This is a genomic window from Vreelandella piezotolerans (assembly GCF_012427705.1).
Lineage (GTDB): Bacteria > Pseudomonadota > Gammaproteobacteria > Pseudomonadales > Halomonadaceae > Vreelandella > Vreelandella piezotolerans.
The window spans coordinates 3129084-3151511 of record NZ_CP048602.1; the positions used below are offsets into that span (position 1 = coordinate 3129084).

At 58.5% G+C, this 22428-nt stretch carries 23 protein-coding genes; 16 read left to right on the top strand and 7 right to left on the bottom strand.

From position 1 onward, the window contains the following. From hslU to tatC, 9 genes are all read left to right on the top strand, one after another. Window positions 1–1323 carry an ATP-dependent protease ATPase subunit HslU gene (gene hslU / locus GYM47_RS14340; RefSeq protein ID WP_139526340.1) on the top strand — a complete coding sequence of 441 codons (1323 nt, stop codon included), beginning with the start codon at window positions 1–3 and terminating at the stop codon, window positions 1321–1323. Between the two features lie 85 nt (window positions 1324–1408). Then, complete coding sequence (locus GYM47_RS14345) at window positions 1409–1792, top strand: gamma-butyrobetaine hydroxylase family protein (protein WP_153842493.1); 384 nt, start codon at window positions 1409–1411, stop codon at window positions 1790–1792. A gap of 121 nt (window positions 1793–1913) precedes the next feature. Continuing rightward, a complete protein-coding gene (ubiE, locus tag GYM47_RS14350) occupies window positions 1914–2669 on the top strand; it encodes a bifunctional demethylmenaquinone methyltransferase/2-methoxy-6-polyprenyl-1,4-benzoquinol methylase UbiE (protein WP_139526338.1) in 756 nt (251 codons plus the stop codon). A gap of 22 nt (window positions 2670–2691) precedes the next feature. Further along, window positions 2692–3369 carry a ubiquinone biosynthesis accessory factor UbiJ gene (locus tag GYM47_RS14355; protein ID WP_139526337.1) on the top strand — a complete coding sequence of 226 codons (678 nt, stop codon included), beginning with the start codon at window positions 2692–2694 and terminating at the stop codon, window positions 3367–3369. Next, window positions 3366–4988 carry a ubiquinone biosynthesis regulatory protein kinase UbiB gene (gene ubiB / locus GYM47_RS14360; RefSeq protein WP_153842492.1) on the top strand — a complete coding sequence of 541 codons (1623 nt, stop codon included), beginning with the start codon at window positions 3366–3368 and terminating at the stop codon, window positions 4986–4988. Before GYM47_RS14355 ends, ubiB begins: the two co-directional genes overlap by 4 nt. Window positions 4989–5040: 52 nt before the next feature. After that, the gene (locus tag GYM47_RS14365; protein WP_139526335.1) at window positions 5041–5394 is read left to right on the top strand and encodes a phosphoribosyl-ATP diphosphatase; all 354 of its coding nucleotides are present in this window, start codon (window positions 5041–5043) and stop codon (window positions 5392–5394) included. 24 nt (window positions 5395–5418) lie between these two features. After that, entirely contained in the window at window positions 5419–5691 is a 273-nt protein-coding gene (gene tatA, locus GYM47_RS14370; RefSeq protein WP_139526334.1) for a Sec-independent protein translocase subunit TatA, read from the top strand. 3 nt (window positions 5692–5694) lie between these two features. After that, on the top strand, window positions 5695–6114 hold the full coding sequence (gene tatB / locus GYM47_RS14375) for a Sec-independent protein translocase protein TatB (RefSeq protein ID WP_153842491.1): 420 nt from the start codon (window positions 5695–5697) through the stop codon (window positions 6112–6114). Then, window positions 6111–6884 carry a twin-arginine translocase subunit TatC gene (tatC, locus tag GYM47_RS14380; RefSeq protein ID WP_139526332.1) on the top strand — a complete coding sequence of 258 codons (774 nt, stop codon included), beginning with the start codon at window positions 6111–6113 and terminating at the stop codon, window positions 6882–6884. Before tatB ends, tatC begins: the two co-directional genes overlap by 4 nt. Window positions 6885–6986: 102 nt before the next feature. On the opposite strand, the gene elbB is transcribed toward tatC, so the two are convergent. After that, window positions 6987–7646: an isoprenoid biosynthesis glyoxalase ElbB gene (gene elbB, locus GYM47_RS14385; RefSeq protein WP_153842490.1), complete on the bottom strand. Its 660-nt coding sequence runs from the start codon at window positions 7644–7646 to the stop codon at window positions 6987–6989. A 157-nt stretch (window positions 7647–7803) separates the two neighbouring features. On the opposite strand from elbB, the gene hemB reads away from it, so the two are divergent. Both hemB and ppk1 read left to right on the top strand, forming a co-directional pair. Then, on the top strand, window positions 7804–8811 hold the full coding sequence (hemB, locus tag GYM47_RS14390) for a porphobilinogen synthase (RefSeq protein WP_153842489.1): 1008 nt from the start codon (window positions 7804–7806) through the stop codon (window positions 8809–8811). Between the two features lie 122 nt (window positions 8812–8933). Then, window positions 8934–11141: a polyphosphate kinase 1 gene (gene ppk1, locus GYM47_RS14395; protein WP_139526329.1), complete on the top strand. Its 2208-nt coding sequence runs from the start codon at window positions 8934–8936 to the stop codon at window positions 11139–11141. Between the two features lie 52 nt (window positions 11142–11193). On the opposite strand, the gene metE is transcribed toward ppk1, so the two are convergent. Continuing rightward, window positions 11194–13491 carry a 5-methyltetrahydropteroyltriglutamate--homocysteine S-methyltransferase gene (gene metE, locus GYM47_RS14400; protein ID WP_153842488.1) on the bottom strand — a complete coding sequence of 766 codons (2298 nt, stop codon included), beginning with the start codon at window positions 13489–13491 and terminating at the stop codon, window positions 11194–11196. Window positions 13492–13590: 99 nt separating this feature from the next. Between metE and GYM47_RS14405 the strand changes: the two genes are divergently transcribed. Then, complete coding sequence (locus tag GYM47_RS14405) at window positions 13591–14529, top strand: LysR family transcriptional regulator (RefSeq protein ID WP_139526327.1); 939 nt, start codon at window positions 13591–13593, stop codon at window positions 14527–14529. On the opposite strand, the gene GYM47_RS14410 is transcribed toward GYM47_RS14405, so the two are convergent. Together GYM47_RS14410 and GYM47_RS14415 are read right to left on the bottom strand one after the other, a co-directional pair. Beyond that, window positions 14492–16111, bottom strand: a complete 1620-nt coding sequence (locus GYM47_RS14410; RefSeq protein ID WP_139526326.1) for an ATP-binding protein — start codon at window positions 16109–16111, stop codon at window positions 14492–14494. The genes GYM47_RS14405 and GYM47_RS14410 overlap by 38 nt on opposite strands. Before the next feature lie 13 nt (window positions 16112–16124). Next, a complete protein-coding gene (locus GYM47_RS14415; protein ID WP_139526325.1) occupies window positions 16125–16883 on the bottom strand; it encodes a winged helix-turn-helix domain-containing protein in 759 nt (252 codons plus the stop codon). 225 nt (window positions 16884–17108) lie between these two features. On the opposite strand from GYM47_RS14415, the gene GYM47_RS14420 reads away from it, so the two are divergent. Continuing rightward, window positions 17109–17252 carry a hypothetical protein gene (locus GYM47_RS14420; protein ID WP_168444470.1) on the top strand — a complete coding sequence of 48 codons (144 nt, stop codon included), beginning with the start codon at window positions 17109–17111 and terminating at the stop codon, window positions 17250–17252. Window positions 17253–17330: 78 nt separating this feature from the next. On the opposite strand, the gene GYM47_RS14425 is transcribed toward GYM47_RS14420, so the two are convergent. The 3 genes from GYM47_RS14425 to GYM47_RS14435 form a co-directional block, all read right to left on the bottom strand. Then, window positions 17331–17510, bottom strand: a complete 180-nt coding sequence (locus tag GYM47_RS14425) for a PLDc N-terminal domain-containing protein (protein ID WP_139526324.1) — start codon at window positions 17508–17510, stop codon at window positions 17331–17333. A 71-nt stretch (window positions 17511–17581) separates the two neighbouring features. Beyond that, entirely contained in the window at window positions 17582–18097 is a 516-nt protein-coding gene (locus GYM47_RS14430; RefSeq protein WP_139526323.1) for a retropepsin-like aspartic protease family protein, read from the bottom strand. A 16-nt stretch (window positions 18098–18113) separates the two neighbouring features. Continuing rightward, window positions 18114–19460, bottom strand: coding sequence for an MFS transporter (locus GYM47_RS14435; RefSeq protein WP_231125549.1), 1347 nt, complete (start codon window positions 19458–19460; stop codon window positions 18114–18116). 143 nt (window positions 19461–19603) lie between these two features. Here GYM47_RS14435 and GYM47_RS14440 point away from each other — a divergent pair, with 143 nt between their 5' ends. Genes GYM47_RS14440 through GYM47_RS14450 form a run of 3 tightly spaced genes read left to right on the top strand, consistent with a single transcriptional unit; the run spans window position 19604 to window position 22396 of the window. Further along, complete coding sequence (locus GYM47_RS14440) at window positions 19604–20407, top strand: substrate-binding periplasmic protein (protein ID WP_139526322.1); 804 nt, start codon at window positions 19604–19606, stop codon at window positions 20405–20407. After that, the gene (locus GYM47_RS14445; protein ID WP_231125548.1) at window positions 20400–21134 is read left to right on the top strand and encodes a substrate-binding periplasmic protein; all 735 of its coding nucleotides are present in this window, start codon (window positions 20400–20402) and stop codon (window positions 21132–21134) included. The genes GYM47_RS14440 and GYM47_RS14445 overlap by 8 nt, the downstream gene beginning before the upstream one ends. Further along, the gene (locus GYM47_RS14450) at window positions 21131–22396 is read left to right on the top strand and encodes a GGDEF domain-containing protein (RefSeq protein WP_139526321.1); all 1266 of its coding nucleotides are present in this window, start codon (window positions 21131–21133) and stop codon (window positions 22394–22396) included. Before GYM47_RS14445 ends, GYM47_RS14450 begins: the two co-directional genes overlap by 4 nt. Window positions 22397–22428: the final 32 nt, after the last annotated feature.

Below are 22428 nucleotides of genomic sequence, written 5' to 3' on the forward strand. Positions count from 1 at the left end.
ATGACTCAGATGACACCCCGCGAAATCGTTCATGCGCTCGACCAGTACATCATCGGCCAGCAGGATGCCAAGCGCGCCGTGGCCATAGCCTTACGTAATCGCTGGCGTCGCATGCAGCTCGATGACGAGTTGCGCCCGGAAGTCACGCCGAAAAACATTTTGATGATTGGTCCCACCGGCGTCGGCAAGACCGAAATCGCTCGCCGTCTGGCGAAGCTGGCCCGTGCGCCGTTCATCAAGGTAGAAGCCACCAAGTTCACCGAAGTGGGCTACGTAGGCCGCGACGTCGAGTCGATCATCCGCGACCTGATGGAAGCCGCCATCAAGATGGTTCGTGAGCACGCCAAAGAGGAAGTGGGCCATCGCGCCGAAGACGCCGCCGAGGACCGTGTTCTCGACGCGCTGCTACCGCCGCCCCGTGGCCAGGAAGACAAGTCGCGCGAAGAGAGCAGTACGCGCCAGAGCTTCCGCAAAAAGCTGCGCGAAGGCCAATTGGATGATAAAGAGATCGATATCGAAATCTCGTCGCAAGGCCAGGGTATCGACATCATGACCCCACCGGGCATGGAAGAGATGACCAGCCAGCTGCAGAGCCTGTTCTCCAACATGGGGCAGCAGAAGCGCGAGCAGCGCCGCGTGACCGTCAAAGAGGCGCTGGTGCTGCTACGTGATGAAGAGGCCGGCAAACTGGTCAACGAAGAAGAGATCAAAGCCCGCGCGGTGGAAGCCGTCGAACAGCACGGCATCGTCTTCCTGGACGAGATCGACAAGGTCGCCAAGGGCAGCGGTCAATCCAGCGGTGGCGAGGTATCTCGTGAAGGCGTGCAGCGCGACCTGCTGCCACTGATCGAAGGCTCGACGGTATCGACCAAGTACGGCATGGTCAAAACCGACCACATCCTGTTCATCGCTTCTGGGGCTTTCCACCTGTCGCGCCCGTCGGACCTGATTCCAGAACTGCAGGGTCGCCTACCCATCCGCGTCGAGCTGGATGCGCTCACACCGGGCGACTTCAAGCGAATTCTCACCGAGCCTTCCGCCTCGCTGACCAAACAGTATCAAGCGCTGCTGGCCACCGAAGGGCTCGACGTCGAATTCACGCCCGACGGCATCGAGCGTATTGCCGAGATCTCCTGGCAAGTGAACGAAGGTACCGAAAACATCGGCGCTCGCCGTTTGCACACGGTGATGGAGCGTCTGCTCGAAGAGGCGTCGTTCAAGGGAGGCGACATGGATAGCCCGCTGGTGATCGATAGCGATTACGTCAACGCTCAGCTCGGCGAACTGGCGGTCGATGAGGATCTGTCGCGCTACATTCTGTAAGCGCCACTATCGGTAGAGCCCCGGTCGCCTTCCCGCTTGACGGGTAGGCGACCTTTGCGATTGATCGTTACGAGGTGCTGCATCCATGAACGCCCCCACACCCACTCGGGTTCACTATCATAAGCAGGCACGGGAGCTGGAGCTTGGCTACGCCAGTGGCGAGACGTACCGGCTCCCCGTCGAACTGTTACGGGTCTACTCCCCTTCTGCCGAAGTGCGGGGTCACGGCGGCGACACGGCCGTTCTGCAGGTAGGCAAAAAAGACGTTGGGTTACAAAATATCACCCAAGCCGGTAATTACGCCCTCAAGCTGCACTTCGACGACGGCCACGATAGCGGCTTGTATAGTTGGAACTACCTCTTCGACCTGGCCACCCACCAAGACGCTTATTGGCAAAATTATCTCGAACGCTTGGAAGCGGCAGGCGCTTCCCGTGAGCCTGCAGGCATTCAATTCAAACAGCTGTGACGCGGTGCCCCAGGTGCAGCGCAGACAAATCGGGGTCGAGAAGGCTACAATGTTGCCAACCATGACTTGCGATGACCTAACGGTCGACAACTAACGCCTCGAACTCGGGAGCCAGAGCCCCATGAGCCCCACGGAAAAGCGCACTACCCATTTTGGCTACCAAGAGGTGCCGGTCGACGAAAAAGCCTCCCGCGTGGCTGACGTCTTTCACTCGGTGGCCGCTCGTTACGACGTGATGAACGACCTGATGTCCATGGGCATCCACCGCGTGTGGAAGCGGCTGACCATCGAGCGTGCAGGCGTCCGCCCAGGGCATCAGGTGCTCGACATTGCGGGCGGCACCGGCGATCTTACCCTCAAGTTTTCCCGTCTCGTCGGCCCACGTGGCAAAGTGGTGCTGGCCGACATCAACGCCTCCATGCTCAACGTCGGTCGCGATAAACTGATGGATAACGGTGTGGGGGGTAACGTCGAGTACGTGCAGGCCAATGCCGAGTGCCTGCCCTTCCCCGACAACACGTTCGACTGCATCACCATCGCCTTTGGCCTGCGTAACGTCACCGATAAAGATGCGGCGCTGCGCTCCATGGCGCGGGTACTCAAGCCAGGCGGGCGCTTGCTAGTGCTGGAATTCTCCAAACCCAATAACCCGCTGCTCTCCAAAGCCTACGACGAATACTCCTTCCGCTTGCTCCCCAAAATGGGCGAACTGGTCGCGGGAGATGGCGAGAGCTACCGCTATTTGGCCGAGTCGATTCGCATGCACCCGGATCAAGAGACGCTCAAGGGCATGATGGAGAGCGCTGGCCTGGAGCGGGTGGAGTACACCAACCTGACCGGTGGTATCGTTGCCCTCCACCGTGGCATCAAACTATGACCCCTTGGAACATGAGGTCAGTATGCTAGTCACCCCGACCCTGCTGTTGGCCGGATGTGAACGCACGATCAATGCCCTGCTTTCCCGAGACCCTGCGGCGCCTAACCGTTTGGCGACGCTAGCGGGCAGCCGCTTGCTGATTCGACTGGAGAAGCCCCACCTCGCGCTATTGATCTGCTATCACGTGTCAGGCATCGACCTACAGCACGGCGATGAGGTGGAGGAAACCGATGTCGATGCCGTAGTGGAACTGACCCCCGAAACGCTCTCCGAATGGCTGAGCGGCGCGTCCATCGAACGGCTGATGTTCGATGGCAAGCTCGCCGTGCGCGGCCGTCTCCATCTGCTGGAGGCAACGCGCGATCTGCTGTTCGATCTGGATATCGACTGGGAGGGCGAGCTGGCCCACTGGTTGGGCGATATACCCGCCCACTCGCTGGCAGAAGGGATTCGCCGCGCCGCACGCTGGGGACTGCGTGCCAAAGACGAGCTGCTGCAGGATGTCTCGGAGTATGTCTTTGAGGAGGCTCGCCTACTGCCCGGCCGCCAACAGCGCGACGTGCTGCGCGACCATCTGACCGAACTAGAGATCGCCACCGACCGACTGGAAGCACGGCTAGCACGCTTGCATAAGCGGCTGACCCAACCAGCAGCGCCCTCAACGCCTAAGCCTTCAACGCCTAAGGAGCAGCGCGGATGAGCCTGCGGCTGTTTAAAATCGTCTGGGTCGTCACGCGGCACCGATTGGATACCTTGATTCCCGCCGAGCGCTTGCCGCTATGGATACGCCTACTGCTCAAACTGTCCCCGCTGCAGTTGGTACCCGTTGGGCAGCGAAGCCGTGGCGAGCGTTTGCGTTTGGCACTGGAGGCGCTGGGACCGATTTTCATCAAGTTCGGTCAGATGCTCTCTACCCGCCGGGACTTGCTGCCGGAAGACATCGCCGACGAGCTAAAGCGTTTGCAGGACCAAGTGCCGCCCTTCCCTGGCGAGCTGGCCGCTGCAAGGGTGGAGAAAGAGCTCGACATGACGCTTCCGGAGGCCTTTGCCGCCTTCGAACGCGTTCCACTGGCCTCGGCCTCGATTGCCCAAGTCCACGCCGCCACGTTGCACAGCGGCGAGGATGTGGTGGTCAAAATCATTCGCCCCGGCATCGACCGCATCATGCGCCAAGACATGGGCTTGATGTACCAAGTGGCCAAGCTGCTGGCCAAAGTGCCCGACGCCCGACGCTTACGGCCGGTCGAAGTGATCCGCGATTACGAGGCCACGCTGTTCGACGAGCTGGATCTCTATAAAGAAGCCGCCAACACCTCCCAGCTCAAGCGTAATTTCAAAGACTCACCGCTGCTATTCGTACCGACGATCTATTGGCCCTACACCCGTCGCCACGTCATGGTGCAGGAGCGTATTCGCGGCGTCCCGGTCGCCGACCTGGAGACGCTCATCGCACGGGGTACGAACCTGAAAAAGCTCGCCGAGCGCGGGGTGGAAATCTTCTTCACCCAGGTATTTCGCGATAACTTTTTCCATGCCGACATGCACCCCGGCAACATCTTCGTGAACTGCGACGACCCAGAGGATCCGCAATATATCGCCATCGACTGCGGTATCGTCGGCAGCCTCACCCGGGAAGATCAGGACTACTTGGCGCGTAACCTGCTCGCATTTTTTCATCAGGATTACTATGAAGTCGCCGCGCTGCACATCGAGTCGGGGTGGGTCGGTGAAAACACCCGCGCCAACGAGTTTGCCGCCGCCATTCGTACGGTATGCGAGCCCATTTTGGAAAAGCCGCTCAAGGACATCTCGTTTGGACAGGTGCTGCTCGGACTGTTCCAGACCGCCCGACGCTTCAATATGGAAGTGCAGCCGCAGCTGGTGCTGCTACAAAAAACGTTGCTCAATATCGAAGGTCTGGGCCGCCAGCTCTACCCGGAGCTGGATCTCTGGAGCACCGCCAAGCCCTATCTAGAAAAGTGGATGAAAGAGCGGGCAGGCATTGGTGGCCTGTGGCAATCGCTCAAGCGCCAAGCGCCAGAGCTGTCGCATCAACTGCCCGAGCTGCCGGTGCTGGCCCATCAAGCGCTGAGCCGTATGGAGCACGAACACCGCCAGCGCCATCAGCAGGTCACGGCGATTAGTCAGATGCGCCGCCAAATGAGCCAGCAAAGCAAACGTCAGCACCGTTTACGCATTGGCTTGGCCTTGGTCGCCATTGCCCTGGCCTGGCAGCCGCTCAGCAGTTGGGCCGCTACCCAGGACTGGCCGATCCTAGCCGCCGCCGGAGCGGGCTTACTCCTCCTGTTATGGCATTGATACGCTGACATCACTTGACGAAACGACGCCGCCGATCGATAAAGAGAACACCATGACCGACGCTAACCACGCTCCCGTACTCGACGCCCTTGCTGAGGTTTTAAAGCAGCGTCGCCACGCCAATCCAGAAGATTCTTATGTTGCCTCCTTGCATCATAAGGGTTTGAACAAGATACTCGAAAAAGTCGGTGAAGAAGCGACCGAAACGCTGCTGGCCGCCAAGGACGCCGAGCACGGCAGCGACGAGGCCCGTGAAGCGTTGATCGCCGAAACGGCCGACCTGTGGTTTCATAGCCTTGTCATGCTGTCGCATCTGGATCTCGACCACCAGCGAGTACTCGATGAGCTCGCTCGACGGTTCGGGGTCTCAGGTCACGACGAGAAAGCATCCCGATCACAACGTTAACCCTGCTCCCATGAGGAAATGCATATGTTAGGTGGTATCAGTATTTGGCAGTTGCTGATTGTTCTGGGCATCATCATCCTGATTTTCGGCACCAAAAAACTACGTAACGTGGGCACCGACCTAGGCGGTGCCGTCAAAGGCTTCAAGAAAGCCATGCACGAAGAGGAGAAAGAGGGCGACAAGAAGGATGCCGATCAGCCTCAAGCCAAGGTGAGCCACGAAGACACCGGCAACACCTACGACGTGCAGGCCGAAGAGAAACGCGCCGCTGCCGACCGCGACGAAGAGCGCAAATAAGCCATGCTGGATATCGGTTTCCTTGAACTCATGCTCATTGGCATCGTGGCGCTGCTGGTGCTCGGCCCTGAGCGGCTGCCCAAAGCAGCACGCACGACGGGGCTATGGATCGGCAAGATCAAGCGTACGGTATCCGGCATGCAGCGTGAGATCAGCGCCCAGTTGGAGGCAGAAGAGCTGCGCCAAAAGCTGAACGAGCAGCAGAAAAAGCTCGATGATAGCTTGAAGAAAGCCAAGCAGGACGTGGAGAGCATTGCCGAGTCTCCCGAGCCTAGCGGTCAAACGACCAAGCGCCAACAGGCAACCGAGCAGCGCGTGGCTAACGCTAGCGCCAGGCTGGACGACGCGCTCAAAACGGTGCGCGAAGAAGATACCCCTACCACTAAAACAGCCGATCATCATAAGGATAGCAACCCCCAATGAGCATGTCTGGCGATTCTCAGGAGCCGCACAACGACCAAAGCCAAGCGCCTCTCATTGAGCATCTGATCGAGCTGCGTTCGCGTTTGATGAAAGCCGTCGTGGTAATCCTGGTGGTGTTTCTCGGGCTGTACGCGTTTGCCAATGACATCTACAGCTTCGTGGCGGATCCGTTGATGTCGCTGCTGCCGGAAGGCTCGCAGATGATCGCCACCGAGGTGGCGTCGCCGTTCTTGGCGCCGTTCAAGCTGACCCTGGTGGTGGCCGTCTTCATCGCCATTCCGTTCGTCTTGCATCAAGCCTGGGCGTTCGTGGCGCCGGGGCTGTACGACAACGAGAAAATGCTGGCCATTCCCATTTTGGTCTCCAGCGTGGCGCTGTTTTATGCCGGTGCAGCCTTTGCCTACTACGTGGTGTTTCCGCTGCTGTTCGAGTTCTTCACGCAAACCGGCCCGGAAAACGTCGCGGTGATGACCGACATCAACCAGTATCTCAATTTCGTCTTGAAACTGTTCTTTGCCTTTGGGGTCGCCTTCGAAATTCCCATTGCCACGTTTCTACTGATTTTGTCCGGCGCTACCACCGTCGAGAGCCTCTCCAAAAAGCGCCCCTATATCGTGCTGGGTTGCTTCGTGATCGGCATGCTGCTGACGCCGCCGGATGTCATCTCACAAAGCCTGCTGGCCATTCCCATGTATCTGCTTTACGAAGTCGGCCTGCTGTTTGGCCGCTTGGTACGCAAACGACGCGCAGAGGCCGACACCGACGAGTAGGCGTCATCGCCCTTGCGACGTTCCACTAAAAAGCCTCTGCCATCCCACGATGACAGAGGCTTTTTCCCTACGAGTGGCCCCGCGCATGCGCTAGTGTGCCCCTCACCCCATCATTTCATCGATACGATCCACCAGCTTGAAAATCCCCGTCGCGGCTTCGCTAATACGCGTGGCGAGCATGTAGGCCGGGGTAGTGACCACCCGGTGCTCGTGATCCACGACGATATCTTCCACGCCGCAGCTACGGTGCAGACCACCCATAGCGCTGATCGCCCCTGACACGCCCGGATCATGGCCAACGGTCACGGCAATCCCATCGCCCAACAGGCGCGGCACCATTACCGGAGCAATACACATCAAGCCGATGGGCTTGGCGTCTTCTTTGAAGCCGGCAAGCGCTTCTTTCACGCTCTCCAAGACCTGCATGCTGTCGCCCTGCGTGGCAAAGTCAGAGAGATTTTTGGCGACCCCAAAACCACCCGGCACGATGACCGCATCGAAATCGTCGGCCTCCAGCTCGTTAATCGGGCTGATATCACCACGCGCCAAACGGGCCGATTCCTGCAGCACGTTGCGGCTCTCCCCCTCCACTGGCGACTGGTCCAAATGGTTGATCACATGATGTTGCGCTACGTCCGGGGCAAAACAGCGATAGCCGATACCCAATTGATCCAAACGCAACAGCGTCAGCGTCGTCTCATAGATTTCCGAGCCATCGAAGACGCCACACCCCGCCAATACGACCGCTACCTGCTTTGTCATGTTTATCTCCTTGCGTGAGCCATTCGTGCGGCTGAAGGGCTCACTTTAGACAGTCTCCATCGCCGCCACAAGGCGGCTTTCGCTGCATAGCATGGCTGATATACTCACAGCAAGCCTTAGACAAGGCACCCACATAGCTACTGCTTGGAGAGAGCCGTTGACTACCTCAACCCCACGCCACTTCCCCGCCACCCGGATGCGCCGCATGCGCCGGGACGATTTTTCGCGCCGCTTGATGCAAGAGTCGACGCTGACGCCCAATGACTTGATCCTACCGGTCTTCGTTCTGGAAGGCGAAAATCAGCGTGAAGCGGTGGCTTCCATGCCTGGCGTCGAGCGGCTCTCGATCGATCTACTCATCGAGCAGGCCCGAGAGGCGTATGCGCTGGGTATTCCCGCGCTGGCGCTATTCCCCGTCATTGGCGCCGAGCAAAAAAGCGAACTGGCCGAAGAAGCCTACAACGCCAACGGGCTAGTTCAGCGCAGCGTGCGCGCACTCAAGCAGGCGCTACCGAAGCTGGGCATCATTACCGATGTAGCCCTGGACCCCTACACCAGCCACGGTCAGGATGGCATTCTCGATGAGCACGGCTACGTTCAAAACGACCGCACCGTCGATACGCTGCTCAAACAAGCGCTCTCCCATGCCGAAGCAGGCGCTGACGTAGTCGCACCCTCCGATATGATGGATGGTCGCATTGGTGCCATTCGCCAAGTGCTAGAGCAAGAACACCTGCACAACGTGCGCATTATGGCCTACAGCGCCAAGTACGCCTCAAACTACTACGGCCCCTTCCGCGATGCGGTCGGCTCGGCAACCAACCTTGGCAAGGCGGACAAACGCACCTACCAGATGGATCCCGCCAACGGTGACGAAGCGTTGCACGAAGTGGCCATGGACATCGCCGAAGGTGCCGATATGGTGATGGTCAAGCCGGGTATGCCCTACCTAGACGTGGTGCGTCGGGTCAAAAGCGAGCTGCAGGTGCCCACCTTTGCTTACCAAGTGAGTGGCGAATACGCCATGCACCGAGCCGCCTTCGACAACGGCTGGCTGGAGGCCGAGCCGGTGATTCTGGAGTCGCTGATGTGCTTCAAGCGGGCGGGGGCCGACGGTATTTTGACCTACTTTGCATTGGAGGCCGCACGTCTACTGCAGCGCTGAGCGACGTTTATGCCCTTTAGATGACAACCGAGTGACACTCGTTTGTCATCTTTCCCCCGCATACTGCTTTAATGAACGTTATAACGCTATGATGGGCCAGTACCACGACTGCGGGGGCAACCATGGACGACAACGCAACAGATTCCACGTCGACACTATCGTCGACGTTACCGCCCAGTGAGACATCGAGCAGCGACGTCGATATCGTGCCGCTGCGCATCAACCGCACCCCCACGGGTGTACAGGCCAAAGAGTCGCATGTCGAAGCCGATTTGGACGACCCGCAGCTCTACTTCAATCGCGAGCTGTCACACCTACAGTTCAATATCCGTGTCTTGGAGCAGGCGTTGGACGACGCCCACCCGCTACTCAACCGGCTGATGTTCCTGCTCATCTTCTCCTCCAACATGGATGAGTTCTTCGAAATTCGCGTCGCCGGGCTCAAGCACCAGATGGCCCTGGGCGACGACACCACCGCCGCCGATGGCCGCTTACCAAAAGCCGTATTGGCCGAGATCTCCGAGGTCGCTCACCAGCAGATTGCCCGTCAGTACGAGATTCTCAACGACACGCTGCTGCCCGCGCTGGAGGCTCAGGGGCTGCGTTTTCGCCGTCGCGATCAGTGGAATGACAAACAAAAGGCCTGGGTACGTGACTTTTTCGATAACGAAATCATGCCGGTCATCAGCCCCATTGGCCTCGACCCCTCCCACCCCTTTCCGAGGCTGGTCAACAAGAGCCTCAATTTCATCGTCGAACTGGAAGGCAAAGATGCCTTTGGCCGCTCAGGGGGCATGGCGATTCTACCCGCCCCACGCTCATTACCGCGACTGATGGCACTGCCCAAAGAGCTGTGCGCCGAAGGCTTCTCCGAGTACGTCTTCTTGTCATCGATGATTCATGCACACGCCGAGGAGCTCTTTCCCGGTATGCGCGTGCGGGGCTGCTATCAGTTCCGCCTGACCCGTAACGCGGACATGACGGTCGACCCCGAAGAAGTGTCCGATCTAGCCTCAGCCCTGCGCGGTGAGCTGTTGGCCAGGCGCTACGGCAGCGGTGTGCGTTTGGAAGTCGCCGACAACTGCCCTGACGATTTGATCGACTTCCTCCTGCGCCAATTCGACCTAGAAAGCGGCGATCTTTATCGCGTCCAGGGACCCGTAAACTTGACCCGAATGATGGCCGTGCTGGGCGATGTCGACCGTCCCGAACTGCTCTACCGCCCGTTCACCCCCAGCGTACCCAAGGTGCTGAAAGGCGGCAGCTTGTTCAGCGCCATCGCTAAAAACGATATCTTGCTGCACCATCCCTTCCAATCCTTCTCGCCTATCGAAGACCTGCTGCGTGAAGCAGCCCGTGACCCCGACGTATTGGCCATCAAACAAACGCTTTACCGCACCGGCTCCGAATCGCCCATCGTCAGTGCCCTGGTGGATGCCGCCAGCCAGGGCAAAGAAGTCACTGTGGTGATCGAGCTGCGGGCGCGCTTCGACGAGGCGGATAACCTGCAGCTAGCGTCACGCCTGCAGGAAGCGGGTGCGATCGTGATTTACGGCATCATGGCGTACAAAACCCACGCCAAGATGCTGCATATCGTGCGCCGCGAAAAAGGCGAGCTGCGCCACTACGCGCACCTGGGCACCGGCAATTACCACTCCAAGACGGCCAAGCTCTACACCGATTACAGCCTGCTGACCGCCAACCAGACACTGTGTGCCGACGTGCATAAAGTCTTTCAGCAGCTTTCCGGTATGGGCCGGGCGCGTAAGATCGATACGCTGTTACACGCACCCTTTACGCTACACGAACGCCTCGTCGAGATGATCGACCGCGAGGCTCAGGTGGCGCGTAAGGGTAAACGTGGCCATATCATCATCAAATGCAACTCGTTGACTGAGCCCAAGTTGATCAAGGCGCTGTACCGCGCATCGCAAGCGGGCGTGGAGTGCGATTTGATCATTCGTGGCATGTGCTGCTTGAAACCGGGTATTCCGGGCGTGTCGGACAACATACGCGTCCGCTCAATCATTGGTCGTTTTCTCGAACATACCCGAGTATTTCACTTCCACAACGACGGCAAACCGGAAATCTGGTGCTCCAGCGCGGATTTCATGTCGCGCAACATGTTCCACCGGGTCGAAACCTGCTTTCCGCTGCTGGATAAGAAACTGGCCACCCGGGTACGCAAAGACCTGGAAACGTACCTCGTGGATAACTGCCAGAGCTGGCTGTTACAGAGTGACGGCAGCTACCAGCTACAGGACCCTGGTAGCGGCGACGCGATTAGCGCTCAGGAAACGTTGCTATACGCCTACGCGTCGAAGAGCTGACGACAACGCCCCGCTGTGGTACGCAGCGGGGCGAAGGTGAGAGGTGTTGGATCTAGGCGTAGCGCTGGCGTAGCTGCAAAGCAGCCTCGACCATATTGGCCAATGCAGGCTCGACTTCGGCCCAGCGGCGGGTTTTCAATCCGCAGTCCGGGTTGATCCATAGCCGTTCGGCTGGGATTTTCTTCAACGCTCTCTCCATGAGTGACACCATCCACGCTATATCGGGAATATTCGGCGAGTGTATATCGTAGACACCTGGCCCGATTTCATTGGGATAGGCAAAGTCCTGAAACGCATCCAGCAGTTGCATGTCCGAACGCGATGTCTCGATGGTGATTACGTCGGCATCCAGCGCGGCAATGGCGCCGATGATATCGTTGAATTCCGAGTAGCACATGTGAGTATGGATCTGGGTACTGTCGGCTACCCCGGCAGCACTCAGTTGAAAGCTCTCGACGGCCCAATTCAGATACGTTTGCCACTCGCTCTGGCGAAGCGGCAGCCCCTCGCGCAGCGCCGGTTCGTCGATTTGAATAATAGAGATGCCCGCTGCTTCCAGATCGCAAACTTCATCCCGCAGGGCCAGAGCAATTTGGCGGCAGGTGGTCGCACGGGGCTGATCGTCGCGCACGAACGACCATTGCAAGATCGTCACCGGCCCAGTCAACATGCCCTTCATCGGCGTTTGGGTCAGCGACTGGGCATACTCGCTCCAGCGCACGGTCATCGGCGTAGGCCGCGATACGTCGCCCACGATGATCGGCGGCTTCACACAACGGGTGCCGTAGCTTTGCACCCAGCCAAAGCGGGTAAACGCAAAACCGTCGAGCTGCTCACCAAAGTACTCCACCATGTCGTTACGCTCGGCTTCACCGTGCACCAACACGTCCAGGCCGAGCGCTTCCTGGCGCGCTACCGCGTGGGCGATCTCTTCGCGCATCTTCGCTTCGTAGTCCGTCTGACTGAGCTCACCTGCCTTGAACGCCCGACGTGCAGCACGGATGGCATCCGTCTGCGGGAAGGAGCCAATCGTGGTGGTGGGAAACAGTGGCAGTGCCAGCAGCCGTCGCTGGGCCTGTGTGCGCTCGACGTAGGGTGACTGACGCTGGCTATCTGCGGACGTCACGGCGGCCAAACGCTCGCCCACGGCGGGCTGGCGGGTACGCGGCGACTCGCGCCGTGCATCCAGCGCACGGGTGGCATCGCTCAACCGCTGCTCATCCTCCGGCGTGGCGCGGTTATCGATCAGCCGCGCTAGCGTCACCACTTCATCCAGCTTTTGGCGGGCAAACGCCAGCCAGTTCAAAAGCTCGGCGTCCAGCTCGGTCTCTTGACGCAGGTCGACCGGCACGTGAAGCAGCGAGCAGCTAGGCGCGAGCCACAGCCGCTTACCTAGCCGCACTTTCAGTGGTAGCAACCGCTCGCGCAGCGTGGCCAAGTCAGCGCGCCAGATGTTCCGTCCATCAACCACCCCCACCGACAGTACCTGCTGGGGGCTCAACCGATCGATCACACCCGCCACCTGCTCGGGAGCTCGCACGGCATCGATGTGCAGCCCCTCCACCGGCAACCGCGTCGCGAGCGGAAGGTTATCGCCCAGCGAACCGAAGTACGTGGCGACCAACAGCTTCAGCGGTGTCGACTGTAAGCGATAGTAGGCACGCTCGTAAGCCTGCTGCCAGGAGAGCGGCAAATCCTGTACCAGCGCAGGCTCATCGAGTTGCACCCACTCGACGCCTTGCGTCGCTAGGCGGGACAGCGCCTCGCTGTAAACGTCCAAAACGCTATCGAGCAGGTCGAGGCGGTCGAACTCGCTCCCCTTGGCTTTACCCAACCATAGCCAAGTCAGTGGGCCGATTAGCGTCACTTTGGGCGTAAAGCCCGCTTTCAACGCTTCATCCACCTCGTCAAACAGCCGCGAGGAGGCTAAGGTAAACGTCTGGTCACGATGCAGTTCCGGCACTAGGTAGTGGTAGTTGGTATCGAAATATTTGGTCATTTCACAAGCGGCCGCTGGCGTACCGCTCGGTGCGCGGCCACGGGCCATACGAAAGGCGGTATCCAGGTCGATACAGCCTGCGTTCACTTCATCCTCAGCCTGAAAGCGGCCAGGCACCGCCCCTAGCAACACGGAGACGTTTAGCACGTGATCGTAAAAGGCGAAGTCACCCACGCTGACCATGTCCAAGCCGGCCGCCTGCTGGGTTTGCCAGTGGGCAAGACGCAGTGCTTGACCTGCGGCTTCCAGCTCATCGCGACGGACCTCGCCCTTCCAGTAGGCTTCAGTGACTTTTTTCAGCTCGCGCTGTGCTCCGATACGGGGATAGCCGAGAATATGCGACACTGTCATGATGAATCCTTCCAACGTGAATGATTTCACACAGTTTGAGCACCGCACAAACGTGAATCAAACTAAAGATTCTAATACCAACCATGAAAATTAATCACAATGATTGAACTACGCCACCTGCGCACACTACTGGCCCTACGCGAGACCGGCTCGCTCGTCGAAGCTGCTGAGCGGGTGCACTTGACGCAGTCGGCCCTATCACATCAATTAAAAGATTTGGAAAGCCGCGTGGACGGACCGCTGTTCGTCCGCAAAACCCGGCCGGTGGAGTTCACTCGCGCCGGGCTACGGCTGCTAGCGCTGGCCGATGAGATTTTGCCCGAAGTGCGCAAAGCCGAACGGGATTTGGCCCGTCTAGCTGGCACCGAACAGGGGCGCTTACACATGGCCATCGAGTGCCATAGCTGTTTTCAGTGGTTAATGCCGACGGTGGATTACTTTCGTGATCACTGGCCGGAAGTAGAGATCGACATTCCCAGCGGGCACCATTTCGACCCCCTACCAGCGCTGGCTCGTGAACAGCTCGACCTGGTGATTACCGCCGATCCGCAGCCGTTGGAAGGTGTGCGTTATGTACCACTGTTTCGCTATGAGGGCCTGCTTGCCGTTGCCCGTCAGCACCGCTTCGCGGGACAAGCCTATATCGAGCCTGAGGCACTGGCCGATGAAACGCTCATTACCTACCCGGTGGAACAGTCGCGTCTAGATGTCTTCACGCAGTTTCTGGCGCCAGCCAACGTGCGCCCCAAAGAGATCCGCACGGCGGAGCTGACGATCATGATGATGCAGCTTGTGGCCAGCGGACGCGGCGTGTGTGCGCTGCCCAACTGGGCGCTCACCGAGTATTTGGAGCGCGACTATGTCAGCGCCGTAAAGCTCGGCGATCAAGGCATTTGGAGCACACTTCATGCGGCCATTCGGGAAGAGAGCGCCGAGGCGCCGTGGATGCAGGACTTTTTACGCACCGCCAAGGAGACCTCCTTTGCGGTACTCTCTGGCATTAAACCGGCGATTCGCGACGAGGAATCAGCAGCGTAAAGCGCGCTCCGCCCAGCGTGGGACTGCTGTCCACGGTAACGCTGCCACCGTGACCCGCCATGATTTTTTGTACGATCGACAGACCAAGGCCGTAACCACCGGAGCTACGAGCGCGGCTATCGTCCAGCCGCGCAAAGGGCTTGAAGACATCGGCCCGCGCCTCGAAAGGAATCCCCGGCCCGTCATCCTCGACATCGATACGCACCAAATGCGGCTCATCCCACAGGCGAATCACCACTTGGGATTTGCCGTAGCGACAGGCGTTACCCACCAGATTCTGCAGCGCCCGCTGAAGGTAGCGGGGCTCTGCCAGCAGCTCGATATCCGGCCCTGGCACCAGGGTCAGTTGCTGACGAGCATGCAGCGGGGCCAGCGTGTCGATCACCCTTTCGGCCATGGCTCGGCACTCAACCAGCGCCATTTCGAGTTCGGCGCCGTTAACCGTTTCACCGCCCAAGCGGGCGTACGTTAGAATTTCGTCCACCAGTTCATCGAGCTCGGCGATATCTGCATCGATACCCTGTAGCTGACGCTGAATAGCGGGTTGGTCGGTCATGTCTTCGACCATCTGCACCGCAAAGCGGATACGCGCTACCGGCGTGCGCAGCTCGTGAGATACCGCGCGAATCATCTCCTGCTGACCGCGCAGCAGGCTCTGCACCTGGTTCGCCATACCATTGAAGGCCATCCCCAAGCGTCCCAGAAAGTCGCCGCTCTCCACTTTGACCCGCGTCTCCAAACGACCGCTGGCGATCCGCGTTGCGGCCAATTCCAAACGTGCCATCCGCGACTCGATACTGCGCATGATCAGATAAATGATCAGGCTGAGGACCACCATCAGTGCGACAAGCAGCGGCAGATGCAGGTTCAGCGGCAGGGTGTCCCCCCGGGAAATGGGGCCTGCCTGCAACCACTGCTCCGCGCCACCTGTCTCATTCGGCAGTTGATAAAGCAGCGTAATGGAGAGTTTGTCCGAGACGAGCCGGGTAATGACCCCGCCCAGGGTGAGCTGAAACTGCTGTTCGGTGGTTAGATCGTCGGGAAGCGCATTGAGCAGGCTCAGCGGCCAGTTGCCCGGCCGCAAACGCGTGAGCGCCGTCAGCCGCTCCTCGGCAGGCATACCGGCTAGCCAATCACCTAACAGCACCATACTGCCCTGCCATTGGCGCTCGCTCCAGGCACCAAAGGTGGCTTCCAGCAGCCACTGCTCTCCACTGCCAGTCGTCGGTAGGCGCTGACGTAGCTGCCACGGCGGCTCTGACACCAGCACCGTGCCACGCTCGATGCGCGCCCGCTCAAAATAGCCAAGGGACGCGTCGCTGAGGCTACGCAGCGCGAGCTGCATTCCCAACTGTTCCGAAAACTCCCCCAGCAGCGCTTCCCGCCTCTCCATGGGCACGTCCGCTAACCGCTGAGTCATCAGCGACATGGGCAGCGCAGCGAGCTGCTCACGGTAATCCTCACGGCGCACCTGCTCGATAAAAGAGCGCCCGCCCAGCGCGATGAAAAACACCACGCAAAGCGCTAACCCCAGCAGCAGGTAGAAACGCAAAAACGTGCCGTGACTCAGCACTCGCCGCATGCCACAACCTCTCTTAACTGTCCTTTACGAACAGGTAGCCTTTGCTGCGCACGGTTTTGATGCGGTGCGGCTGATTGGGGTCGTCGCCAATTTTGGGACGAATCCGCGACACCCGCACGTCGATGGAGCGGTCCTGACCGTCGTACTTGATACCGCGAAGATCGCTGAAGATCTCTTCACGGGTCAGCACACGACCCGCATTCCGCGCCAACAGCCATAGCAAATCGAATTCGGCGCTGGTCAAGTCGATGCGATCACCAGAGAGCCAAGCTTCACGGGTGGCGTTGTCGATCTCCAAATTTTCGAACTTAAGACGCATTTCGCCATCTGGAGCAGGACCATCGGCACGCCGCAGCAACGCGCGCATGCGTGCTAGCAGCACGCGCGGCTGCACCGGTTTAGGCACGTAGTCGTCCGCGCCCATTTCGAGTCCTAATACCTGATCGAGATCGTCCGTTCGGGCGGTTAGCATCATGATGGGGCCGACAAAATTGGGCCGAACACGGCGACAAATCGCTAAACCATCTTCCCCCGGCAACATTAGATCCAAAATGACGAGATCAGGCTGCAGCGTCAAAATACGGTCGACTCCTTTGGCGCCATCCGCTTCTAACGTGACTTGAAAGCCGTTTGCCTCCAGGTAGTCGCGGGTGAGCTCCGCCAAGCGCTGATCGTCTTCGATGATAAGCACGTGATCCTGGTCGGGGTAGTCGGGGGTGACCGCATCCTGTTCCCCAAGTGCTTGAAATTGCTGTTCCAAGTGATCTACCATCCTTTTTCTTCACTCCGCTTAGGCAGTTTGTATTATCACCCGCTCACCCGATGCAAAAGCAGGTCGTGATAGCTCCCAGGATACCTCAAAACCTCGCCAGCGCCTGCCCTTTGATCAATGTTCCCTGGCTTTCGTTACTGGGCAGCTTGGGTCGGCTTGATTCTTCTAACATCAAGCGCTAATGTGAGGTGGCAGACTGTCGACAATCTGACAGGAGGAGATCCCATGGGAGATGGCAAAGCCAAAAGTGTCATTAAACGTGTTTATGTGCCGACACAGGTGCGTGACCTGCCCAACGGTGAGAAGCTGAAGATCCCCGGGCACTACAAGGCACCGCCTACCGATGCCAATAGCGCAATGGATGAATAGCCGCTATTCATGATGCTCAATACAGAAAAGGCAGGCCCTCACGGCCTGCCTTTTTATATCTCTACTGACTAACACTCGCTATCCCTTGGGGCCAAATAAGAACCAAGCGATTAGCCCGACAAGGGGAAAGACCAGTAGTGCGATGATCCAGAGCAGTTTGGCCAACCCACCGGCCGAGCTTTTAGCGACTTTTACGATGGCCCATACGACGATGACGAGCCAGATCAAACCTAATAAACCACCGACTTCGATACCCATTGTCACTCCTTGCGTTTAAGCGTCCATGAGCCTTCAGCTAAGCACATGAGTGCGCTTAACACAAACCAGCGTTAAGGTTCTGGCAGTCTAAGCACCATCTCTCCGCCACGGATCTCGATGGCTAACTGATTCAGAAAACTCATGCCTAACAGCACCGTATCCCGTTCCATGCCTGGACTGATGGAGCCTTGCACGTTGCTCATGCGTATTCCACCGAGCGCGACTTCCTCCAACTGGGTCAGGTTCCCCTCTACTCGCCCGTTGGCCGTATTGAACCAAGCACGCCGCCCTGGCTCCAGACGCAGGCGTTCGGCTAGCTCGCTGGGCACCGCCACATAGGTGGCCCCGGTATCCAACAAAAACGTAACGGGTTCTCCGTTGATACGGCCAGGTGCCTCGAAGTGCCCCGCTCGGTTTCGTTTGAGAGTGACCGGCGCATTGTCGGGAGCGGTATTCATCAGATGTACATTTGGCTGCCACATCTGCTCCAGGCCGCCTTGGATCCACCAAGTGCCCACTGCCATGAGCAGCACCCAGAAGAGCAGCATCATGACGATGCCGCCGCGCTGTGCCCGGCCTGTCATCATCGCTCACCTCGTGGCATTAGACACTTTTCCAGGCCACCGCCGCCTGACGCCCGCGGCGCTCGTTGACGCCTAAGCAGATCAGCATGGCCGCCATGAACAGCCCCACACAAAGAAGAATAGACGCTTGTAGTCCAATTAGCGTTTGCAGTATGCCCAGCATGACGATGCCTAGCACCCCGGCGAGCTTGTTGGCCAACCCCCAGAAGCCGAAAAATTCTGCTGACTTCTCCAGCGGCGAGAAAACACCCACCAGCGCGCGGCTGGCCGACTGGCTGGAGCCCAAGCTCAAACCAGCCAGGCAGCCCACGATTAGAAATACATGCTGCGCTTGCCACTGCCAACCCAACTGCCGATTGAGCCATGCGGTCACTTCGGGGGTCGCCCAGATGGCCACGATAGCAGCCACCCACAGGGCCAGGGTCATTTGGTACGTATGCTTGGCCCCGAGTTTATCCTGCAGAAAGCCAAATCCGATCGCACCAGCAGCAGCGGTGACTTGCACGATGATGAACATGATATTGCGCACGCTCTCATCCCATCCGATGACTTGAGCACCGTAAATGAACGCGAAGGCGATGATGATGTAGACCCCCGCCATGGAAAACAGCAGAGAGACAAGAAAGATGCTCAAATCCTTGAAGGTGCGCAGCTCCTTGAAGGTGCCCACTATTCGCTGCTGAGCGATTTGGCGATAAGAGACACCGTGGGGTTTGGGCACACCGCGCTCTTTTAGCCACAAAAACGTTGGGATGGCAGCCACCAAAAAGAAGCCAGCCGCAAATGGACCCACCCAGCGGATGCGCTCGAAGTTGTCGGCCGTCGCCTCTCCCAGCACGATGAGCGTAAAACCAGCAGCGACTAACCCTCCGATATAGCCCAGTGCCCAGCCAAAGCCAGAAATCTTCCCCAGTGCATCCGGCGGACCCAACTCAGGTAAGAAGGCGGCAATGAACGACTCTCCCATGGAGTAGGCATAGTTGGAGAGCACGATCAATAACAGGCCCAGCACCACGTAGCCAGGCTCGACAAAGTAGAGCATCGCCGTCGTGGCCACCGTTGCCAAATAGCTAAACAGCAGAAAGCGTTTTTTCTCAGCGCGATAATCCATAACGGCACCGCATAGCGGGGCACTGATCACGACCATCAAATAACTGATGGCAAGCGCAAGACTCCATAAAAAGTTGGCGAGCCGATAACCATCGTTGCGTTCGCCCACGATAACCGTGGTAAAGAGTTCGCCAAATACCACGGTAATAATGAGCAGTGTGTAGGCTTGATTAGCAAAATCAAACATGGCCCAGCCGAAAATTTCGCGCCGGGTCGCATAAACAGTGGCATTGGGCATGACGGGGGCAGACGACATATCAGCGCTCTCTTAAAAAGAGCCATAAGAGTATCAGTTCGCCGTATCGCTTCGCTATCCAGTTCGTTAACAGATTAGAGGTGACAGACACACAAAGTTACTCTAACTTTGCTAGATTAAATTAATAACAGGGACGCTATTAGATGGCGCATGGCAACGTTATAAAAAAGCGTTTACTGGCCACCCTTTTTCTACTGCTAGGGTGCGCTGACGTCACCGCCTCTCTTTTTGACGACCGTGTGTTCGCGGACGACTCAACGGTATCCCTGGCATCGCTGACGTTTATCACGGAAGAGTATCCGCCTTACAACTACTTAGACGGGGACCGCTTGATGGGCAGCTCCGTCGAGCTGCTTGAAGCCATGCTGGCCCATGCGGGCTCTCCCCTGGGCAGGGATGACATCCGCTACTACCCTTGGGTACGCGGCTACGAACTCGCCCTGCATCGGCCCAACACCGTCCTGTTTTCCACGACCCGCACGCCGAGCCGAGAATCGCGGTTTCACTGGGTAGGTCCCATCGCGCGAGACCATGTCGTGCTGCTTGCACGTCAGGGAGCGAACATTCGAGTGTCCTCACTGGACGATGCCATCGAACAGGGATTGAGCGTGGCGGTCATACGCGAGGACATTGGTGCCCAAGCCCTAACCGAGGCAGGCTACCCAGAGGCACTGATACGACCAGCCATGGATAATCGCAGCGCCCTGCATATGCTGCTCCACGAGCGCGTCGACCTGTGGGCTTACAGCAGCGATGTCGCCCAGTGGATTGCCGAGCAAGCAGGCTATCCCGCCGAGATCGTGGTACCTCTCTATACCCTGAGCGAATCTTATCTCTACTTCGCGCTCAACGCTGAGACGGACTCACGCCTCGTTGCCCAACTCCAGCAGGCTTTCGAACACGTCACGACTCTCCCGGTGGCCATACAGGCAGGTAGCGATGGTTAATCGAACGCTCTTGTACGTGATGCCCTATGGGGTGATCGTTGCAATCGGCTTGCTGCTCATCGGTATCAGTCTCGCCAGCCGTGCTCAATCACCGCTGCTCACGATCAATACCGAAGAGTATCCACCGTTCAATTATCAGACGCCTCAGGGCGACATCGACGGGATTGCCACACGACAGCTACGCCATGCATTGACGCATGCCGGGATCGACGCTCGCTTTCGCCTCTTACCCTGGGCGCGGGCGTATACCGAAGCACGGCTACGCGAGCACCACTGCGTCTACTCCACCACCCGTACCTCTGAAAGAGAGCCGCTGTTTCACTGGGTTGGACCACTGGTCATCAACGAGTGGTCGGCATTCGGCCTATTGTCGAGACACTGGGAGCTTACAGAGCTTGATCAGTTGGGTAAGTGGCGGGTAGGCAGTTTTCGTGAAGATGCCGTGGGAGATTACGTGGCTAACCAAGGGGTCGAGGTGCTGCGCGCGCCCACCGAGCGTGAAAACATGGTGAGGCTAGGGGCAGGGTTGATCGATGTCATCGTCACTGGACGAGCGACCGCAGAGCGACTGGCAGCAGAAGAAGGCGTTGCCATCGAGCACCTGTTTACCTTCCATTACGCTCCGCTTTATCTCGCCTGTCACCCCAGCGTCGAACGCAGCGTGATCGAGCGACTACAGCGCCACCTAGACACGCCGCCCACCCCGAAAAGGGAGCCACTGTCGTGAGTATCACCAAGCCTTATCTCGCCAGCGGTCGCTTGACGCTCAAGCAAGCCCTGCTAACGCTGTTAATCGCCATTTTGATCAGCTTGGTATCCGGTAGCATCGAGCTACTCGGTCACGCCAGTAGCATGCGCGAAGACGTACAAAAACGCACCTTACAGCAATTGGCCATCGTCAACGGCGCAGCGGCCGAAGCCGCTTTTCAGCTCAATCCCGATTTAGCGCATCAAATCGCGTTTGGCTTGTTCAGTAACAGCGACATTGCTCACGTGGCGATTCGCGACGATTTTGGTCGTGCTCTGGCAGAGTTTTACCCCACTCGACCAGCCGCCGCTAGTTGGCTCAGTCAGCGGTTATTTGGCGACATTGTCAATCATGACATGCCGCTACGCTACTACATCGGCAGTGACATGCCCGACGCGACGGTGGGCGATATCTCGCTCACGCTGGATGCGGACTACCTGACACAAGAGTTTTTAGAGCGTAGCTACGAGGTCGTGGGACGAAGCGTGGTGGAAGCCTTTTTACTGAGCGGCTTAGTCATTGCGCTGTTCCATATTTTCATTACCCGTCCGCTCTTGAAAGTGCACGCCGCAATTACTCAAACCGACCCCGCACGGCCAGGACAGTGGCCCAAACCATCGTTGAAAGGCCATCACGACGACGAGCTGGGCCATTTGGTCGAGAGCTTGGACCACCTCCTCAATGCCTTTCAATCAGGGCTGGAGCAGCGCGATCATCTTCATCAGCTTTCTCAATACGATGGACTGACGGGCGTGGCCAACCGCCGTCACTTCGATATGTTCATCGCTCAACAGTGGCAGTGGGCGCATCGCGCCAAACGGCCCCTGTCGGTGATTTTCATCGATATCGACAATTTCAAAGAGTTCAACGACCACTATGGCCACGCCATGGGAGATGACACGCTGCGGGCGGTCGCAACGGCGCTGAATCAGTGCATCGACCCCAGCCGCGACCTGCTGGCACGTTACGGCGGAGAAGAGTTCATTTGTGTGCTACCAGGCACCGCGAGCGCTGGAGCGCTGGACGTCGCCAACTGTCTTCGCCAAGCAGTGCTCTCACTCGCCATTCCTCACGTTTACTCCAGCACACATTCACATCTGACGGCCAGTATGGGGGTAGCCAGCATGTCCGCCGAGCGGCCGCTGAGTACCGACGACCTGCTGAGCCTTGCCGACCAACAGCTCTATTTGGCCAAACGGCGTGGCCGCAACCGAGTCGAGATACACGAACGCCCGGCATAGCCGGGCGTTATCACACTCTCCTTGGACACTGC

What these genes read in the sequence shown, in the direction of transcription:
- GYM47_RS14445 (WP_231125548.1), top strand. Translation starts at nt 20,400, where the DNA reads ATGGTTAATCGAACGCTCTTGTACGTGATGCCCTATGGGGTGATCGTT.
- ubiB (WP_153842492.1), top strand. Translation starts at nt 3,366, where the DNA reads ATGAGCCTGCGGCTGTTTAAAATCGTCTGGGTCGTCACGCGGCACCGA.
- tatA (WP_139526334.1), top strand. Translation starts at nt 5,419, where the DNA reads ATGTTAGGTGGTATCAGTATTTGGCAGTTGCTGATTGTTCTGGGCATC.
- GYM47_RS14410 (WP_139526326.1), bottom strand. Translation starts at nt 16,111, where the DNA reads ATGCGGCGAGTGCTGAGTCACGGCACGTTTTTGCGTTTCTACCTGCTG.
- GYM47_RS14435 (WP_231125549.1), bottom strand. Translation starts at nt 19,460, where the DNA reads ATGTCGTCTGCCCCCGTCATGCCCAATGCCACTGTTTATGCGACCCGG.
- ubiE (WP_139526338.1), top strand. Translation starts at nt 1,914, where the DNA reads ATGAGCCCCACGGAAAAGCGCACTACCCATTTTGGCTACCAAGAGGTG.
- ppk1 (WP_139526329.1), top strand. Translation starts at nt 8,934, where the DNA reads ATGGACGACAACGCAACAGATTCCACGTCGACACTATCGTCGACGTTA.
- metE (WP_153842488.1), bottom strand. Translation starts at nt 13,491, where the DNA reads ATGACAGTGTCGCATATTCTCGGCTATCCCCGTATCGGAGCACAGCGC.
- GYM47_RS14430 (WP_139526323.1), bottom strand. Translation starts at nt 18,097, where the DNA reads ATGATGACAGGCCGGGCACAGCGCGGCGGCATCGTCATGATGCTGCTC.
- GYM47_RS14415 (WP_139526325.1), bottom strand. Translation starts at nt 16,883, where the DNA reads ATGGTAGATCACTTGGAACAGCAATTTCAAGCACTTGGGGAACAGGAT.
- GYM47_RS14420 (WP_168444470.1), top strand. Translation starts at nt 17,109, where the DNA reads ATGGGAGATGGCAAAGCCAAAAGTGTCATTAAACGTGTTTATGTGCCG.
- elbB (WP_153842490.1), bottom strand. Translation starts at nt 7,646, where the DNA reads ATGACAAAGCAGGTAGCGGTCGTATTGGCGGGGTGTGGCGTCTTCGAT.
- GYM47_RS14365 (WP_139526335.1), top strand. Translation starts at nt 5,041, where the DNA reads ATGACCGACGCTAACCACGCTCCCGTACTCGACGCCCTTGCTGAGGTT.
- GYM47_RS14405 (WP_139526327.1), top strand. Translation starts at nt 13,591, where the DNA reads ATGATTGAACTACGCCACCTGCGCACACTACTGGCCCTACGCGAGACC.
- GYM47_RS14440 (WP_139526322.1), top strand. Translation starts at nt 19,604, where the DNA reads ATGGCGCATGGCAACGTTATAAAAAAGCGTTTACTGGCCACCCTTTTT.
- GYM47_RS14345 (WP_153842493.1), top strand. Translation starts at nt 1,409, where the DNA reads ATGAACGCCCCCACACCCACTCGGGTTCACTATCATAAGCAGGCACGG.
- GYM47_RS14425 (WP_139526324.1), bottom strand. Translation starts at nt 17,510, where the DNA reads ATGGGTATCGAAGTCGGTGGTTTATTAGGTTTGATCTGGCTCGTCATC.
- hslU (WP_139526340.1), top strand. Translation starts at nt 1, where the DNA reads ATGACTCAGATGACACCCCGCGAAATCGTTCATGCGCTCGACCAGTAC.
- tatB (WP_153842491.1), top strand. Translation starts at nt 5,695, where the DNA reads ATGCTGGATATCGGTTTCCTTGAACTCATGCTCATTGGCATCGTGGCG.
- GYM47_RS14355 (WP_139526337.1), top strand. Translation starts at nt 2,692, where the DNA reads ATGCTAGTCACCCCGACCCTGCTGTTGGCCGGATGTGAACGCACGATC.
- tatC (WP_139526332.1), top strand. Translation starts at nt 6,111, where the DNA reads ATGAGCATGTCTGGCGATTCTCAGGAGCCGCACAACGACCAAAGCCAA.